The 18,234-nt window shown below is 33.3% G+C and carries 14 protein-coding genes; 8 read left to right on the forward strand and 6 right to left on the reverse strand.

Going from position 1 to position 18,234, the window contains the following annotated elements; translation table 11 throughout:
• The first annotated feature begins 8 nt into the window (after positions 1-8).
• Complete coding sequence (locus STA7437_RS06045) at positions 9-641, forward strand: precorrin-8X methylmutase (RefSeq protein WP_015192490.1); 633 nt, start codon at positions 9-11, stop codon at positions 639-641.
• Positions 638-1,345: a precorrin-2 C(20)-methyltransferase gene (locus STA7437_RS06050; protein ID WP_015192491.1), complete on the forward strand. Its 708-nt coding sequence runs from the start codon at positions 638-640 to the stop codon at positions 1,343-1,345. The genes STA7437_RS06045 and STA7437_RS06050 overlap by 4 nt, the downstream gene beginning before the upstream one ends.
• A 165-nt stretch (positions 1,346-1,510) precedes the next feature.
• On the opposite strand, the gene STA7437_RS06055 is transcribed toward STA7437_RS06050, so the two are convergent.
• The 3 genes from STA7437_RS06055 to STA7437_RS06065 form a co-directional block, all read right to left on the reverse strand.
• Positions 1,511-2,920: a DUF4335 domain-containing protein gene (locus tag STA7437_RS06055; RefSeq protein ID WP_015192492.1), complete on the reverse strand. Its 1,410-nt coding sequence runs from the start codon at positions 2,918-2,920 to the stop codon at positions 1,511-1,513.
• 117 nt (positions 2,921-3,037) lie between these two features.
• Positions 3,038-3,625 (reverse strand): DUF3038 domain-containing protein, encoded by a 588-nt coding sequence (locus tag STA7437_RS06060; protein WP_015192493.1) that lies wholly within the window; start codon positions 3,623-3,625, stop codon positions 3,038-3,040.
• Positions 3,626-3,686: 61 nt separating this feature from the next.
• Positions 3,687-4,463 (reverse strand): SAM hydrolase/SAM-dependent halogenase family protein, encoded by a 777-nt coding sequence (locus tag STA7437_RS06065; RefSeq protein ID WP_015192494.1) that lies wholly within the window; start codon positions 4,461-4,463, stop codon positions 3,687-3,689.
• Positions 4,464-4,568: 105 nt separating this feature from the next.
• Here STA7437_RS06065 and pirA point away from each other — a divergent pair, with 105 nt between their 5' ends.
• Positions 4,569-4,730, forward strand: coding sequence for an arginine synthesis PII-interacting regulator PirA (gene pirA / locus STA7437_RS26495; protein ID WP_015192495.1), 162 nt, complete (start codon positions 4,569-4,571; stop codon positions 4,728-4,730).
• Positions 4,731-4,822: 92 nt separating this feature from the next.
• Here the strand turns inward: pirA and STA7437_RS06070 are convergent, their stop codons facing one another.
• Complete coding sequence (locus tag STA7437_RS06070) at positions 4,823-5,599, reverse strand: DUF928 domain-containing protein (protein WP_015192496.1); 777 nt, start codon at positions 5,597-5,599, stop codon at positions 4,823-4,825.
• 999 nt (positions 5,600-6,598) lie between these two features.
• Between STA7437_RS06070 and STA7437_RS06075 the strand changes: the two genes are divergently transcribed.
• The 3 genes from STA7437_RS06075 (at position 6,599) to STA7437_RS06085 (ending at position 11,119) form a co-directional block, all read left to right on the forward strand.
• The gene (locus STA7437_RS06075; protein WP_015192497.1) at positions 6,599-7,549 is read left to right on the forward strand and encodes a glycosyltransferase family 2 protein; all 951 of its coding nucleotides are present in this window, start codon (positions 6,599-6,601) and stop codon (positions 7,547-7,549) included.
• Positions 7,550-7,735: 186 nt separating this feature from the next.
• Entirely contained in the window at positions 7,736-9,259 is a 1,524-nt protein-coding gene (locus tag STA7437_RS06080; protein WP_041619213.1) for a VanZ family protein, read from the forward strand.
• Positions 9,260-9,838: 579 nt separating this feature from the next.
• Entirely contained in the window at positions 9,839-11,119 is a 1,281-nt protein-coding gene (locus STA7437_RS06085; protein WP_015192499.1) for a glycosyltransferase family 4 protein, read from the forward strand.
• 293 nt (positions 11,120-11,412) lie between these two features.
• On the opposite strand, the gene STA7437_RS06090 is transcribed toward STA7437_RS06085, so the two are convergent.
• Positions 11,413-11,754 carry a type II toxin-antitoxin system HicB family antitoxin gene (locus tag STA7437_RS06090; RefSeq protein WP_041619215.1) on the reverse strand — a complete coding sequence of 114 codons (342 nt, stop codon included), beginning with the start codon at positions 11,752-11,754 and terminating at the stop codon, positions 11,413-11,415.
• A 318-nt stretch (positions 11,755-12,072) separates the two neighbouring features.
• Between STA7437_RS06090 and STA7437_RS06095 the strand changes: the two genes are divergently transcribed.
• Together STA7437_RS06095 and STA7437_RS06100 are read left to right on the forward strand one after the other, a co-directional pair.
• On the forward strand, positions 12,073-14,157 hold the full coding sequence (locus tag STA7437_RS06095) for a hypothetical protein (RefSeq protein ID WP_015192501.1): 2,085 nt from the start codon (positions 12,073-12,075) through the stop codon (positions 14,155-14,157).
• A gap of 231 nt (positions 14,158-14,388) precedes the next feature.
• Positions 14,389-15,510 (forward strand): 5-(carboxyamino)imidazole ribonucleotide synthase, encoded by a 1,122-nt coding sequence (locus STA7437_RS06100; RefSeq protein ID WP_015192502.1) that lies wholly within the window; start codon positions 14,389-14,391, stop codon positions 15,508-15,510.
• A gap of 67 nt (positions 15,511-15,577) precedes the next feature.
• Here STA7437_RS06100 and STA7437_RS06105 read toward each other — a convergent pair whose 3' ends face one another.
• A complete protein-coding gene (locus STA7437_RS06105) occupies positions 15,578-18,217 on the reverse strand; it encodes an EAL domain-containing protein (RefSeq protein WP_015192503.1) in 2,640 nt (879 codons plus the stop codon).
• Positions 18,218-18,234: the final 17 nt, after the last annotated feature.

An 18,234-nucleotide genomic window follows, 5' to 3' on the forward strand; every position in this document is an offset into this window, starting at 1 on the left:
CAAATTAAATGACCCTTGAATATATCCGTAACGGCGACGAGATTTATCGTCAGTCTTTTGCTATCATTCGTGCGGAGGCAAATTTATCAAGTCTTTCCCCAGATCTAGCACAAGTTGCTGTTCGTCTTATTCATGCTTGTGGTATGACTGATATTGTCAATGATTTAGAAGCTTCACCCAACGCTGTAACGATTGCCAGAAAAGCTTTAGCAAAAGGTGCAACTATTTTGTGTGATTCTCAAATGGTAGCTCATGGAATTATTCACAATCGTTTACCAGCAGACAATCAGATAGTTTGTACTCTTAATGAACCTCAAGTACCAGAAATTGCTCGTCAAATTAATAATACGCGATCGGCAGCAGCTTTGGAATTATGGCAAGAATACTTAAAAAGTTCTTTAGTAGTGATTGGTAATGCTCCTACAGCACTATTTCATCTTCTAGAAATGTTAGACGCAGGCGCGCCTAAACCTGCTGTAATTTTAGGTTTTCCTGTTGGTTTTGTTGGTGCATCAGAATCAAAAGCAACTCTAGCAAAAAATAGTCGAGATGTGCCTTTTATTACTTTACACGGTCGTCGTGGTGGTAGCGCGATCGCAGCAGCAGCAGTTAATGCTTTAGCGACGGAGCAAGAGATATGATAAAGTCTGTAGGTCGTCTTTATGGTTTGGGTATTGGCCCAGGCGATCCAGAATTAATTACAGTCAAAGCTTTACGTTTATTGCAATCTGCTTCTGTTGTAGCTTATCCTATCGCCGATCAAAATAAACAGGGATTAGCGCGATCAATTGTGTTGGAATATATTAAACCAAAACAGATCGAAATTCCTCTGTATTTTCCTTTCAAACTCGAATGTTCTGCTCAACCATATTATGACAAAGCTGCGAAAACTTTAGCTGAATATCTTCAGTTGGGACAGGATGTTGTCGTACTGTGTGAGGGCGATCCTTTTTTCTACGGTACTTTTATGTATATCTATAATCGTTTAGCAGATAGATTTCCTACAGAAGTAGTACCTGGAGTGTCTTCTACGATCGCTAGTGCTGCGGTATTGGGAGTTCCTTTAACTTACCGCAATGATGTTTATGTAGTTATTCCTGCTATTTTGCCAGCAGAAATATTAAAAGCAAAATTAGCTGTTGCTGATGCTGCGGTAATCATTAAACTAGGTAGACATTTTGAAAAAGTGGTAGGTGTTTTGAAAGAATTGGGATTATACGAACGAGCAAAGTATGTAGAGAAAGCAACTATGCCTGAGCAAAGAATAGTAGCAATTGACAGGGTTAATCCTTCAGAAGTTCCCTATTTCTCTATAATTGTTATACCAAGTCAATGGCAACCTTAAGTATAAAATAATTAGAATTTAGTTGATGAATTACCTCGATCACTTATCAGTAGAGACGCAATATGTTATGTCTCTACAACAGTTTTCAATTAACCATTAACAAAAACCATGGTCTTGACTGTATCTAATTAATCCGAGAACCGCTATATAACGTCATTGCTATTTTTATTCTAAAAAAGTTTTCACTTCTCCATCAGGACTTAACAACAGACGAATAGTAGCATCTTCTTGTTTTGCTAGTGGTGAAACAAAAGTTTCTCCCATCAAAGGAATATTAGTCCGATCTAAATAAATTTGGGAAGTTTTTCCTAAAGGAATAATTCTTTTAATTGAACCATTAGGACTAAGAATTAAACGATATTCTAAGGTTTGTTTTAAACCTTCTGGGGTTTGCCATTGAGTTTTAAAATATTGTTCAATTTCTTTGACTTGAGGAATTTCTGGAATCGAAGTTTGATTAGTTTGTGCTGCAATTTGATTTTGCTTTTGTTCAGGAGAAAAAGATGGGATAGAAGAAATATCAGATGAGTCAATATTTTCTGATTGATTATTCGTTTGACTAGGTACAGAATCAGATTCTGATAAATTATCTTGTTTTGAATTATCAGGAGATTTTTGATTAGTTGATGATGGTTTTACTGCATTCGGTTGAATAGTTATTTGTTGTTCTAAACTTGGTGATTTTTCTACTGATTCTGGTTTAACTGCTACTGTTGGTGGTGCTGGTTGAGGAATAGTAAAAGTATTTGACTCTGGCAGTGGAAATTTGGCTGGATCTGGAATATTTGGTGGTGGTTTTGGTAAATCTACTGGTGGTGGTGGTGGTAATTTTTCAGCAGAAGATAAAGGTCCTGTTAGGTTAGGTTGAACAATAGGTTTGTTTTCAGTTTCAGGTAATTTTGGAGGCACAATGTCATTAATTTTGGGATTAATTGTCGGTGAAGATTTTTGTACAGAAACTGTATTTGCTTCTTTTTCGGAAAGATAAAAAACCTTTGTTCCTATAATAGTTAAGCCTGCTGCCAAAAGAGTTACGGCTGCTATACTGCCCCAAAGTAAAGGATTTTTTGAGGTCTTATTATTATTTAATGATTGAGGGAAAACAGAGATTTCAGTTTGATACTCTTCTAAAGCAGTAAAAATATCGAATAATTGACTAGAGCTTAATTTGATTTTTTGGTCTAGATGTTGTTGATTTAAATTACCTAGATTTAATTCATGATTGACTAAGTTTAAAGGTTGGAGTTGAGGTTGATTAGTATTGGTAATTGTTTGTGAAGACTGTTTAGTTAATAAAGCCTGGTCAGGAGAGTAATTTTCAACTAAAGATAATTGTAAAAAATTATGTACGTAATTATTGACTACTTCGTAAAGTTGTTCTAATTGATAGAGATCGCCTTGAATAGTAATTTGCTTTTCTGTTGGTAATCTTGGATCATCAAAACTGAGTTTAAATTGTAAGTTTTTTAAAAAATTGTGATTATTCCAACGATAAAAAAGTGAATTTTCTGCCCAAATTTCTAAGGTACAAGTAGGCGGAGTAAAACGGCGAATAATTTTGTGTGAAGAGAACATAAATATTTACCTAAACAAAATTAATTACTCTAAATAATAGTTGGATTGAAAAAATTATCTTTTACCTCACTTGATTCATTAATTTAATCAACAGTTATTTGGGGTTATTTTAAATAATTAAGAAGAACTTTCTAAGATTGCCAACCAAAGTAAACGATGACCATTATTTCCACTATAAAACAACAAATCAATTAAGAGTTTTAATGCGAGTTGATACAAAATTGTGGAAGTCATTGCTTGCTCTTGTGTCATTCTAGTTTGATAAGTATTAATGAATTTATCGAGATAATCTCCTAACAAAGCAGTGTGATGGGGTTCTTGATTTTGTTCTGTAACTTGTTCGAGTAAATTAACTGCTCGACGTAATAATTCTTGATTTTGTTTGGCTAAATAAGCAATAATTAAAACTAACGCTCGCGCTTCTTCGACATCGAGTTTTTTTCGTCCTCCTGAACTTTTTCGCAAAGGATTAGATTGACGTAATCGCCACAATTCTACTCGGTCGGCGATGGTTGATTCTAAATTAAGCTCTTTAGCTGCTTGTAACATTGCTTCAGAACTCAGATTAGCGATCGCTTCTAAAGATAATAAGATTAAGTCTAGATGAGCTTTAATATTATCTAGTTGATTGAGATCGGGACTTTTAAGCAGAGTCAATTCTTGCCAAGAAGATGCTGCCAAAGATGTTTTAGGAGTAAAACCCATAGTTTAGGCTATCAAAATGAATCGAGGACAGATCACTTCCTCTTGTATCCAATTTAACTTTTTACTTAAAAATTGTGATTGGATCGCCCCAATTTAATTGTAAGTTTTTCTGAGCATTTCCTCTATTAACGGCAATTTCCAGCCAATTGTGACTACCAACTAACGCAATAGCTTCACCCTGTTTTACCTGACTATAAGTCGTAGCGATCGCAATGATTGTATCTTTTACTTTTACTAACCAAGATGGGTTAACCATTTCTTCTGGAATATTAGTAATCAAATTCCCAAAGTGGTCTATATATTGAATACAACCAGTAATAGAAGTTTCCGTAATCTGTAATTGTTGAAGAGGTAAACTCACCAAACTAGCTGGTTCAATCGACTGTCCAATTTGACTCAAAGCAACACCACTAGCTAAATGCGCTCCCACCGGGGCAAAAATATCTCGTCCATGAAAAGTTTGACTAGGGTGACTACTCAACCAATAATCAGAATTAGTTAATTCTACTGCTGCTAAAATAGGATACTGACTTAAAATTCCACTAAATAAACCATTATCAGGACCAACCAACCAACCTCCTGCCAACTCAATGGCGACACCTCTGCGATCGCTTCCTACACCAGGATCAACCACTGCAACGTGAACTGTTCCCTCTGGAAAATAACTATACGCATTTAGTAAACAAAATCTTCCAGCAGCAAGATTCTGAGGGGGAATTTCATGAGTAAGATCGACTACCTGTAAGTCTGGATTGATCCGTGCAATCACTCCTTTCATTACTCCGACATACACATCTTGCCAGCCAAAATCGGTTAATAAAGTTAACACACTGGACATACAATAATTTGTTAAATTTTTAGTTACAAAATATACTAAACAAACAAAAAATGTTATTCTCTAATAGCATTGCATACAACAATTATTTATAAAAAAGAGTACACTATGAACAAAAACCGTCAGGAAATCTTAAAACAAGCTGCTTCGATTCATCGCGAAAGCCTTCGTAAAAGTTTAGAACATCGTTTAGAAATCGCTAGAGCTAATGGTGATGACAGACTTGTTAGACAACTTGAGGCAGAAGCTAGCTATTTACACATGAATTAAAATTTTAAATTAATGAATAAACTAAATGGTGGGGTTGAATTGATGTTCTCCCCACTATTGTGGTATTTGAGTAATAGTAATATTTAAAACTGCTAATTTTCTGATTCAGTGGATGAAGTAGATTTAACCAGTGGAACTTGAGCAACTTCTTCTAATCCAACCGATGTGAGCAATTCTTTCCAGGTTTGTGCTAAATTCTTGTCCTCTGGTTGTGCTACTACCGATTGAGCTAGAGTGGTGATCGTTTCGTGCCAAATACCTGCTTTACCATACAGAACAGCACTTTCTAAAGAATTAGCATCTTTTAAACTTTGACCTAGAATCGATTCTAGTTTTACTCTTTTTATTTTCCCTTGTACCATCGGATTATCTGATTGTAGTCGATTATTACACATAATGGCTAATGACCACTTGTAAGTTTTGCCTATTTCTAAAGGTGGTGATTTTTTAGGAAAAGTAAGGCTAATAATTCCAGATTTACCATTAAGTGAAATAACAGTTTGATAATAACTTTCACTATCTTCATCGTGCCAACTAAAAAAAACTTTTTGGGCAGAGGTTTTTGGTAAGTAAAATAACAAGGTAGGATGGGCAGCAATAGTTAATCCTTGATTAGTAATTGGCAATAAAGGTGTAAATGGAACAGCAACATTTTCTGTCTGTTCTAAGCATTGTCCATTGTTACGAGTTGCACCTTTGATAGTTGTTTGAGGTTTATTTTCTGCTGGAGGAGTAAAAATAACTTTTAGTCTGGTTGAAGTTTGAGCCTGAGTTTGGTTACACCAATAAGAAGTAGCAAAAATAGTTAAAGCAAAAAAAGTAAATAAAGATTTTATTTTAAATAAATAATTAAACTGATCAACTCTCATGTTTAGTAGTAAATTAAAATTTATATTTGCTTTAATTCTAAGCTTCAAACCAAAAATTAATCATAAATTGAATGTAATATTATGATAAAATTTTTCTTAATTTTGCTTTAAAAAATATTTCAAGTTATCCGTAAATATATTGAGTAAATTAAAAAGTTTTATTTAATACAATCATGTCTAATATTCACAAACAATTTCCTGCCAAAACAAAAAGAACTGAATCAAAAAGATGCTTAAAATCCTTGGAATAAAGCAAGGTTAATTGAGTTTTTCACAAACAAGGCAATTTGATTCCGCTCTTTAAGTAGCTCCGCTCCATTTAATTAAACATTAAATAATCTTGATTTGGAGACTTACAGATATAGCGTGCGAAACACACAGAGTTTCCTCCGGAAGTGTAATCGCGTAAGACGGGGTTTGGGGAAATTAGTTTAACGTTTAATTAGGTTGACCCCAAAAATAGGTTACAAGCCTCCTCTTATAAGGAGGAAAATCTCAATATAGCGATTGGATATGGCGAGGTTTACGTCGCCGTCCCTCGCTATCAAAAATATTTCTGATTGCAATTCTTGTGACTTTTAGGCATTAGTAACTAATAACTGCACAGACGTAATATGTTACGTCTCTACTGGTAACTGAGATGACTGAAATACTTTCTATTACACATAAAAGTTAAGTAAAATTAGCTTATTATTAAGTTTGTATGAACAAAAATAGATTTGATTGATAGAAATAAAAATTTTAGATAAAGAAGCTTGAAAACGCTGGACAAAAAAAATTAGTATATATATTATTTAAATCACGGTTTTTTATTAATTTAAAAATGTTTTAAATATAATTGATATTTTAATCAGTTGGGGTTTCAATAAAAAAGAATTTTATCAACCCTCAATAAAATATTGTTTCAATATAATTTTTATCTAAAATAACTATTACAAAATTGATTGGAATTAAAGATTAATTTCAAATTTTTATTAATCAAACAAACCAAAGTGAATTATGGTAAATCATCAACCCTCTGTCAGTATCGGTATACCTGTTTATAATGGCGAAAATTACTTAAGTAAAGCCTTAGATTCATTATTAAATCAAACTTTTACAGATTTTGAATTAATTATTTCTGATAATGCTTCAAGCGATCGCACTCAAGAAATTTGCTTAGAATATTCAGCTAAAGATGCTCGGATTCGTTACTATCGTAATGATTCTAATTTAGGTGCAGCAGACAACTACAATCGAGTTTTTGAATTATCATCAGGAAAGTATTTTAAATGGGCTGCCCATGATGATACTTGCGCCCCAGATTATTTAGAAAAGTGTGTTGAAATATTAGAAAAAAGTCCTGATGTAGTGTTAGCTTACCCTAAAGCTTATTTGATTAACGAACAAGACCAAATAACTGGAATTTATACAGAAAACATTCCTATTACAGCAAATAAACCTCATCAACGTTTATATCAATTATTAGAAACCTATGGTTGGTTTCACGGAACTCAAGCTTTTGGATTATTCAGACGCAGTGAATTAGCAAAAACTGTCCTAATCGGTAAATATCCCCAAGCAGATCGAGTTTTACTAGCAGAAGTTGCTCTTTTAGGTAAATTTGCTGAAATTCCTGAATATCTCTTTAATCGTCGTAATCATCCTAAGATTTCACAAAGAGCTAACCCCAATGATGAATCTCTTTCAGTTTGGTATGACCCCAAAAATAAAGGCAAAATTATTCTTCCTCAATGGAAACGCTATAGTGAATATTTTCATATCATTTCCAGAACTAAGTTAAGTTGGGATGAGAAAATACTTGCTTATCTGCAACTATCAAGACGGATGTGTTTATCACCAGGTTTTAGAAAAAGAGTAAATAGTATTAAAGAAGATTTAAGTAAAGCTACCAAGTTATTTGTAATGAATCTGTCTAGAACTAATTTAACTTCATCAAACTCACGTTAATTAAGTTTTGATCTTGAAAACAGAATGGGCTGAAATAATTTCAGCCTATTTAATATGTTGGCTAAAACTTTAAGAAAAAAAATAGTATCGAACTTAAGTAGAATTTGTCTCGGTTACTGTAACACCTTTGTAAACTACTCATTGCTTTTGTTAATAAGTAGACTGAGATATCTTTTGGGAAAACAGATGAAATATTTTAAAACTGTTGCAAGTAATTCAGTAGCTTGGTGGGCAAATTTATTTGCGATCGCGGGATTTTTGTCGGTAATTATTCCTACTTTATTTCCTTATGATTTTTTCTTTCAGGAAGTCGCCCAACAATTGAGTTTTGATTATCTGCGATCGCGGATGACAAGACCAGATGATTTTAATGATTTAATTGCCAATATTTTTTTATTTATTCCTTTCGGTTTTGGCATTACTTGTTTAACCAAAAAATTCAAACTAAAAGTCTTAACAGCTTTTTCTGTAGTTTTGATATCAAGTTTTACTCTTTCTGTTTTAGTTGAAATTTGCCAAATTTTCTTACCAAATCGTAACCCAACTTATGTAGATATCTTGATGAATAGTTTGGGTGGGTTGGTTGGTTTTTTTGTGTTTAAGTTTTTAGGGATTTTAATTATTAATTTTTTAACTTATATCTTTATTAAATTAAAAACTTGGAAATTGATTCCTAGTTTAATTATTATTATTTTTTTGATATATTTTTATTTAGCTTGTTTATTATCTTATCATTGGCAAGGAATGGTGAAACTTTGGGATTTAAGTAATTGGAATTCTAATTATCCTTTAGCTTTGGGCAATGAAATTACAGGAAAAAGACCTTGGAATGGGCAAATTTTTGAATTTTGTGTTTCCGATCAATCTCTTGACAAACAAGAAATAGCTGAAATTTTGCAGCAACCAACTTTTTGTAATTCAAAAATTGATTCTTTAATTGCTTCTTATATTTTAACTAGTCAAAGTAATTATCAAAATCTCAAAGAAAATACTTCCGATTTAGTTTGGCAGGAAAAAGTTGTTAATCAAAATCCTGAAAGATGGCTACAAACAAAAACCAATGCTGCATTCATTAACGAAAAATTACGTAATAGTTCCCAATTCATTATCATGACAACTCTGGCTAGTAGCGATCGCGATCAAACGGGACCAGCTAGAATTATTTCTCTTTCTCAAGACTCTTTTAATCGCAATTTAACTATTGGACAGTGGCATAATCATCTTAGTTTACGATTAAGAACTCCTTTAACTAAAAAAAATGGAACTAGACCAGAACTGATCATTCCAAATGTTTTTAAAGATACACAAACTCATCGTTTAATTATTGATTATAATCAGCAAGCTTTATCAGTATATATAGATGATTTATTTCATAAATATACTTTTAAATTTTCTCCTGAAGCTACACTCTTTTGGTATTTATCTCCTTCTTTTAGTTCGCTGATTCATTTAACTATTACTAATAGTCGATTTTATCAGCTGTTATACTACGGATTAATTTTTATTCCTTTGGGTATTTTAGCGAGATACATTTGCTTCAGTTACCAGCAAAAATGGTTTTTCTTGATTGTGATGATTGGGGGGTTGAATATTATTCCTGCTTTTTTATTTGAAGCAATGATGGCAATCGCTAATGAGGGAAATTTTAACAACGGAAATCTAGTACTTGGCAGTCTATTAAGTCTAGCTTGTCAAAAAGTAAAGCGTTAAATTAAATAAATCAATTGAGAGTAATAAAAGTTGGCTCTGACAGTGATGAATGTTTGAGCCTTAATTAGTTTGCTTTGCGATCGCAAACTTTAAGTTAACAAATAAAGATTTTAAGATTTTGCTAGTTTCTAATTACAACTAAGAGTTAGTAGTAAGCTTTAACTTTATCTTTTTTTTGCAAACATTTAAAGTGATTGTAAATATAGACGAAAACACTAGACGAAAACAAAACAATTATGCGATATTTCATTTAACGTAAGATTTTTTTTTACGCCTAATGAATAAACACAAGGCTATCAAAAATTTTTTTTAAGATTAGCCTTTAATTTATCGACACAAAAAAGTAACAAATAAATGCTTTTTATGATTTAAAAAGTGATTTTAATAGTTTAATCTTAATGCTTGATAAGCATGGTCTAGCTAAATTTTTAATCCATTTAATTCAACTCAACTAAATATACATCAACTTTTTCAAGATTTAAACTGACAATAAAAAAGTCTAAATTCTTGTGAATATCAGAATGAATATTTATAGTTGCGACAAATATTTAAATCAAAAATACTAAATAAAAAAAACTTGTGAAAATAGCCTTAGTAAATCAACCCTGGGATAGTGTTACTCCTCCAGTTCAGTCTGGTTCAATTCCAATCTGGAACTATCAAGTTGCTCGTCAATTAGCTCAATCTTGTCAAGTTGTGGTTTATGCTCGTCAAAATCGTAAGCAAAAAGCAGTGGAATGGAGTGAACAAGTAGAATATAGAAGAGTATCGGTCATTTTCGAGAAAGTTGTTAATCGATTAAGCCGATTAATTAATAAATTTTCTCCAAAATCACATTATTTTGCTTCAAGATTGTATGGTGTTATTTATGCTTTATCCTTGGCATTAGATCTCAGACAACAACAATGCGATGTAGTTCACATCCATAACTTTTCTCAGTTTGTTCCTTTAATTCGTGCATTTAATCCCAATATTAAAATTGTTTTACATATGCATTGTGAATGGTTGAGTCAACTCAACCGAACTAAAATGGCTAAAAGACTAGCTGATGTAGATCTAATTATTGGTTGTAGTCATTACATCACAGACAAAATTAAAGCTTGCTATCCTCAATTCGCAGAGCGTTGTCAAACAGTTTTTAATGGAGTAGATGTTGAGAAATTTCTTAAAAATAGCGATTCTGAGAGTCAATCTGACTGTCTCAAGCTGTTGTTTGTGGGACGTATTTCTCCAGAAAAAGGACTACATACTTTAATTGATGCTTTCAAAATTGTTTTGAAACAATATCCCCAAACTAAATTGCAGATTGTAGGGCCAAATAAACCCACACCAACAGAATTTATTGCAACTTTAAGCGATGAACCAACAGTAGCTAGTTTAGCTAAATTTACTCCCAAACAATATTACTCATATCTACAAAGTCAACTTTCATCTGAGGTTGCTAATCAAGTCTCTTTTGTGGGTGGGATTAAACATTCTCAATTAGTTGAACTTTATCAAGAAGCAGATTTTCTCATCAATCCTTCTTTAAGCGAATCTTTTGGCATGAGTTTAGTAGAGGCGATGGCAATGGGACTTCCTGTAATTGCTAGTCGAGTTGGTGGCATGACGGGAATTGTTGAAGAAGGAAAAACTGGTTTCTTATTTGAACCTGATAACCCTATCGCCTTAGCTGAAGCAATGATGCGATTGATTGAAGACAAACAATTAAGAACTGTCATGGGTGAAGCAGGTCGTCAGCGAGTGTTAAACTACTTTTCTTGGCATAAAGTAGCAGACAGTTTATTAATTCATTATTCTCGTTTGATAGAACCTCCTGCTCAACCTCTGGTTCAAAACTATGCTATGGAAAGTTTTTAATACTCTCATCTTTAATTGCTAGTGCAATTTAATGAACGAGGCTTATAGAACTCATTTGGGAGCTTTCTCAACAGAAGCTAGTCTAATCTGACAAAACAAAAGACCTGTTGTGAAATAAGCGAGAATAGAGACAGGCGATCAAATAACACAATCAGCTTGTAGATTATGGAATTTTTATCTAATGGCTGTATAAAGAAAAAAGTTTTTGTCAAGCTAGATGCTGTTTCTTGATCGCATGAGCGTTTTTATTTTGCAACAAGTCTAATCTCAATTTCTCTTTATCAATTAATAATTCAAACATAATTTTTAAGATATTCTTCAAGAGCTTCGTTGACTAATTTATTAAGATTAATTCCTTTTTGTTTAGCTACAATAACTGCACGTCGATGAAGATTGCTACCAGTTCGGATCTTGAAGCTTCCTTTAAAAGACTGTTCTGGTTCAATATTTTGGTTACGAACAAGCTCTAGATAATCGTCTACCGCTTCTTGAAAACTATTGCGTAAAGACTCGACATCATGACCTTCGTAACTAATAAGACTACGAATATATTCTACTCGACCATAAAAAATTTTATCTTCATCGTTGTAATCTACTGAGCCTAAATAGCCTTTATATTCCATTAAGTTTTTCATATCAATTATTTTAATTATAGAAAGATTACTCGAACAATATGCAACTAATTTTAGTCGCATATTAGCTTATTTTTGAGAAAAAACTTAAAACAAGGTTTGCTTGTGGTCATTGCTCTTGGGCTGTCATAAACCAGCCTTGCGGTTCGGATCTTTTCTGTTCTTTGATGGTTGAATAGGAATGATTCAGGGCTTCTGAAAACGTTAACCTCAGCTATAGCAGGTTAGCGTAGTTTATTCATAGAAACAATAGCCAAATCAGAAGAGTTGATGCCAAGATTAGGGGATGTTTCATCGCTCTTAGGTTGAGGACATCGAGCAATGAGGAAAACAGAACCCAAATTATTGACGGATCTTTATAACGAAAGTCTTTCCAAAGGCAAAGTAATAGGTAGTAACAACTCTGATGGAATTATTCGTCAGGGAATAGATGCAGAAAAGTTAATTACTATCGATCATGGTGCTTTGCGTTTTTCTCCGCTAGTTAAAGCTGGTTGGGGTAGAGAAGGAATTGCTTATGGTCCTTATATTCGTGCTAATGGACTAGCTTGTGCTTTTGTTGTCCTCAATGGTCATAATACTTCTCAATCAGGAGACTATGCCGAGAGTATCTTCCGCAGACTGAAACAATGGGCTGAAGGTTCTCATCACCAAAATCCAATCCAAAGATTTTGGGGTTGGTTGCGTAGTTATAAGCGAGAAAGTCTGAGAGAGCGCATCTATCGCTGGATTCTTAGTAGTAAAAAATATGTTGATATTCCTACTATTAATGAAAATTTAGCTGTAGGTTGGTTTTCCCAAGCAATTCCTAGTAATCCTCTAGCAGAAGGAAACGGATTTATTGTTCATGCTACTGGGACAGAAAATGGAGAATTATGGGCAAGAGTAGCGAATCAGCCATTAAGAGTCTTAAGAGGTTTACAAAATATTCCCATTTACTATGTAGTTATTTTAAGGGAACAAGGAGCAGCTTATTATGCTGCTTCATTACCTAATGCTCATGGTTTAGCTGCTTATCCTAATTTACGTCCTTTAGCGATCGATCCGTTTAATCAAGATCAAACAGTTTATGCTGCTGTTTATCAAAGTGTGTTGGGACAAATAGGCTTTAGCGTCGATACCAGAATTTATGGTGCTAAAGTTCAACAAATTTCAGAACTTAATAATTGGTATGGTACTGCTTGCGTTGCCGATTCTTTGAAGGGTAATGGTTTGCTTGATAATTCTCCTGCTGAAATAGGAGGGGTGTGGCAAGTCAAAACTGGTAGTTATGAACGTACAGCTAATGGTGTTAAGGCAAAGGGTTTTGATAATTGGGCAATTCTGAATTCAGAAAGCGAAATTGGCTTAATTCATGTCATGATCCTTACCTCAGACGATATTGCTGTTGAAGGCATTGTTTGGCGGATTCAGAATCAACAAAACTACTGGCGGTTGTTATTGAGCGATCGCAAATGTCAAGTTTGTTTGGTTGAGGAAGGAACGGAAATAGAAATAGCTACAAGTCTTGATTTGGGTTTAAAAACTAATAGTCTTAATTCGGTTCAAATTTTAGACGATGGCGAAACGATTGGTATTTATATCAACGGTCAATTATGGTTAAATCAATGGTTTACAGATACTAGGTTACAAAATGCTACAGGAGTTGGAATTTATACAGTTCAAAACGATGTAGAACAGTATTGGCAAGCTTTGGAAGCTCATCCTCGTCAAATACCTTTTCCTGCTGCACTCGATTTAGGTTCTCCCTGGCAAGCACAGGGACAAGAAATTGTTGTCACTGAGCAGTTTACAGGAACTGAAGAGGTAGATTTAGCTAAAACAACTACCACTACAGGAGAAAAGATTTGGCGTAAAGATATCGGACGGGGAATATTCTCACTTACTGGGAATAATGCTGCTAAAGTACAAGCTAATCCCCAAAATCCTAATCCTGGACGTACAGCTTATACTATTGCTTGGGATAATCTTGATTTTGCTGATCTTCAGGTAGATATTACTCCGCCAGGAACCCAACGAAAGCAAAGAGAAAAAGGTAGAGGTGGTTTAATTTTTTGGCAAGACCGAGATAATTACATTATTATTAATAACTGGTTAGATGACTGTTACGGTGGTGCAGCTATTTGTTCTTTTTTCTTTCTTAATGGCTTTGAAGATGTTTACGATGCTGTTTGGACTAATGTGGGTAGTCGCGTTTATTGGGGTGTAAAACATACATTTCGGGTTGTCTTTGATGGGATTAATTACACTGTTTTTGTTAACCAAGAACCAGTTTTATATCGAGCTTTAACCGATGTTTATCCTAAGAGCAAGCGTTTGAAAATTAACCGTGTGGGAATTGTTGCTAATTGGGATTGGGGTAATGATACTGGTAGTGTGTTTGAAAATTTTGTTGCCCGAAAGTAAGATCTATATGGCTTTTCTTAGATTGATAACTGTTATACACGATTTGTTTTTCTGAGTTAATAAATAACTTGAAGTACGTCAATTTTGCCTTAAGAAAATTCTCATGAGATTAATATGAAAGTAGAACACGCGATCGCAATTGCTGCTTTGAGTTCAATTCCAGGGAATGGTTGACAAATATCTAAGTTTCGTGATTGTTTATTAATCTTGGGGTTGATTTGGATTTAAACCATGAAATGTAAACGAGTTGGTGTTATTGGTGGCGGACAATTAGCTTGGATGATGGCAGAAGAAGCACAAGCTTTAGGAATTGAATTAATTGTACAAACTCCTAACCAAGATGATCCAGCAGTAAGTAGAGCGACAGAAGTGATTTTCGCTTCTATAGACGATGCTGAAGCTACTGCTAAATTAGCTACTCGTTGCGATGTGATTACTTTTGAAAATGAGTTTATTGACCTTGAAGCATTACAAGTTGTAGCACAACAGGGAGTTTCTTTTTGTCCTAGTTTAACTGCCTTATCTCCTTTATTAGATAAATACGAACAACGCTCTTATTTACAACAAATTGGTTTGCCTGTACCTCAGTTTAGTGCGATCAATGTGAATTCTTTCTATGGTTTTCCTGTGGTTTTAAAAGCGCGTCGTCATGGTTACGATGGACAGGGTACATTTATCCTCAAAGATAACCAAGCTTTAACAGAAATCTGTCAGCGTTTACCAACTTCAGAAATGCTGATGGAAGAATATATTCCTTTTAGCAAGGAATTAGCTGTCATGGCTGCTCGAAATGCATCAGGTGAAGTGGTAACCTATCCTGTAGTGGAAACTTATCAGCAAGATCAAGTTTGTCGTTGGGTAATTGCACCTGGAGATGTTTCTGAAGAAGTTCAACAACAAGTAAAAGCGATCGCAACTACTTTATTAACTAAGTTAGAAGTGGTGGGTATTTTTGGCATTGAATTATTTTTGACTACTGATGGTAAGGTGTTGGTGAATGAAGTCGCACCACGTACTCATAATTCAGGACATTATACTTTGGATGCTTGTGATACTTCTCAGTTTAAAATGCAATTACAAGCTGTTACGGGTTTACCTTTAGGCTCTCCTCAACTTAAATCTGCGGGTGCAGTGATGGTAAATTTACTTGGTTATGAATATTCGGAAAATGATTATTTAAATATTAGAAATGAATTAGCTGCCATTCCTAATAGTTATATTCACTGGTACGGCAAAAACCAATCTCGTCCAGGTAGAAAGTTAGGTCATGTTACTGTTTTACTTCAGAAGGAAGAATTATTTCAAGCCAAACAAATAGCCGAAAAGATTGAATCAATTTGGTACAAAAAGTAGTTACAGCATTAGCTGTACTTGATGTAATATGTTACATCTCTACAGTTATCTGAATATGAGTTAATAATTATTTTTTAACTACATCAAAATAGGTTAATAAAGGTTGAGGTTCGGCAATACCATAACCTTGAGCATAATCAACTCCGAGTAGTTTTAATTTTGCCATAGTTGCGTAATTATCTACAAACTCGGCAATTGTTTTAATCTTCATAGTATGGGAAACCTGATTAATTGCTTCGACAATCGTACAATTAATTGGATTGTCTAATAAATCTTTAATAAAAATTCCATCAATTTTTAAATAATCGACTGGTAAATTTTTTAAATAAGCAAAAGAAGACATTCCACTACCAAAATCATCAAGAGCAAAAGTACAACCTACTTGTTTAAGTCGAGTAATTAAATGCCTAGCTTTATCTAAATTTGCGATCGCAGCAGTTTCGGTAATTTCAAAACAAATTATTTTGGGAGGAATACGATGTAGATAAAATTGTTCTTCAATAAAATCACTTAAACTATCGTCATCTAAACTTTGACCAGAAAGATTAATAGTATATAAGTTTCTAATCTTACCTTTTTGTTGTTGTCGGTAATAAGCTCCTTGTGTGGCAAATAAATTGGAAATTGTCCAGCGATCAATTTTTTTCATTAAGTCATAACGTTCGGCAATAGGAATAAAACTCATTGGAGATAAAATTGTGCCGTTATCATCTTGCAATCTTAATAAGACTTCGTAGTGTTCCCCTGCATCGTTAAAGTCTTGTAGCGGTACAATTGTTTGATAATATAAACGAAATTTGTTGTGTTCTAAAGCTTGCTGAATTAAACTTAACCAACGCATTTCTTGAGATTGTTGCGCTAGTTCTATTTCTTTATTATGTACTAAATAAATTTGATTTCTTCCTTTAGTTTTAGCTGCATAACAAGCAGCATCAGCAGCTTTTAAAACCCCAATAGAGTTATCATACTGCGGGCTACAAGAAACCACACCAATACTAATACCTAAATGAAAAACTTTATCTTGCCAAACAAACCTAAATTTTTGAATACTAGTTAACAAATTATTGGCAATTTCTAAAACTTTTTCGATAGGATAAGGGCTAAGGATAACAGCAAATTCGTCTCCTCCTAATCTTGCCACAGTATCTTTAATTGGAACTTGAGCTTGTAGTAAAATGGCAATTTGTTTAAGTAGTTCATCTCCTGCAAAATGACCGCAACTATCATTAATAATTTTGAACCGATCTAAATCTAGATATAACAAAGTATAGTCATGAGCGGAATAATACTTGTTTTGACAAATTTGTTTAAGTCGGTGTTCAAATTCACGACGATTAATTAATCCTGTTAATTCATCATGAGTAGCTTGCCAAGAAAGTTTTTGAGCAATTTCTCTTTCTTTAGTAATATCGTGGAAGACAATTACTGTCCCGATAATTTGTTGATTTTGAGATTTAATTGGTGCTGCGGAAATTTTAATAATAAATTCTTGTTGTGATTTGCTAACTAAACAAGCAAAGTTAGGTATTTTCTCAAAAATATTTTTTTGATTATTTTTAGCCACAAGCTTTTTAGGAATTAAATCAGTTAAGAATTTTTTCGTGATTTCGTCTTTAATCTGAAAAACTTGTTCTAGTTGATAATTTTGAGCTTCTTGTTTACTCCATCCTGTTAAGGTTTCGGCAATGGGGTTAAGATAAACAATTTTACCTGTAGCATCAGTAGTAATAACAGCATCGCCAATAGATTGTAATGTAACTTGGGCTAATTCTTTTTCTTTATACCAAATTTGTTCAATTTTTTTCCGTTCAAGATTACTACTAACTAAACTATCTAAAATTTGATTTAAGGCTTGATACATTGCCTCCATTTCATTTTCTTCGTCTATTTTTAGTAAATCATTTTGAAACATTTCATGATTGATATTGTCAGCAATTTGATTGGCTTGTTCAACAACTTTAGTAATTGAAGTTTGTAATTGAGATGCGATCGCTTTAGCACTGGCAATCCCAATCGCTAAAATAATTAAATTTAAAATAATACTTAAAATTAAGGCAAAATAAATTTCGCGATGAGTAGCTTTTAAAGAACCATCAATATGTTGGTCAAGACGAGTATATATTTCTTTGGTTAAATCTTCTATTGATTTTTTAACTTTAATTGATTCAGCAATTATGACAGAAGCTTCTTCAATTTTTCCTTGATTCAGAATCGCGATCGCTTGATTAACAGAATTAATAAATGTTTGATTTTCTTGTTCTAGTTGTTTAAATAGTTTCTCTAATAACTGATAGTCTTCTTGATTTTTATTAAGACGAAAACTACCTTCTTTAATTTGTTCTTCTTGTGCAGCTTTAACTGCTTGCTCTTGAGCTTGCTTTAATTCTGTTTGTAAAAGTTGATTGGTTTGTTGTAAAATTTTGATTTTTTGCTCTATTTCTGGTTGAACTTCTTGATTTTTAAGCCTACTTAAGCGAAAAATTTGTTCAATTATATTTTGTTGTTTTTGTTGATATATTTCGAGATTGCGAGTTTTTTGATCTAGAGGATAATCTGAAGTAACTACTTCTTCTAGTTCTCGATATATTTTCTGTAATTCTGAAAATAGATTGAAGGTAACTCCACTAAGAAATAAAGATAGAAAGGTTGCTAATAAAGCAATTTTCCTGGCTAAAGTCCATTGAGAAATAAAATTTTTAGGTGACATTACTGAGATAGATTTAC

The sequence above is a fragment of the Stanieria cyanosphaera PCC 7437 genome (assembly GCF_000317575.1).
Lineage (GTDB): Bacteria > Cyanobacteriota > Cyanobacteriia > Cyanobacteriales > Xenococcaceae > Stanieria > Stanieria cyanosphaera.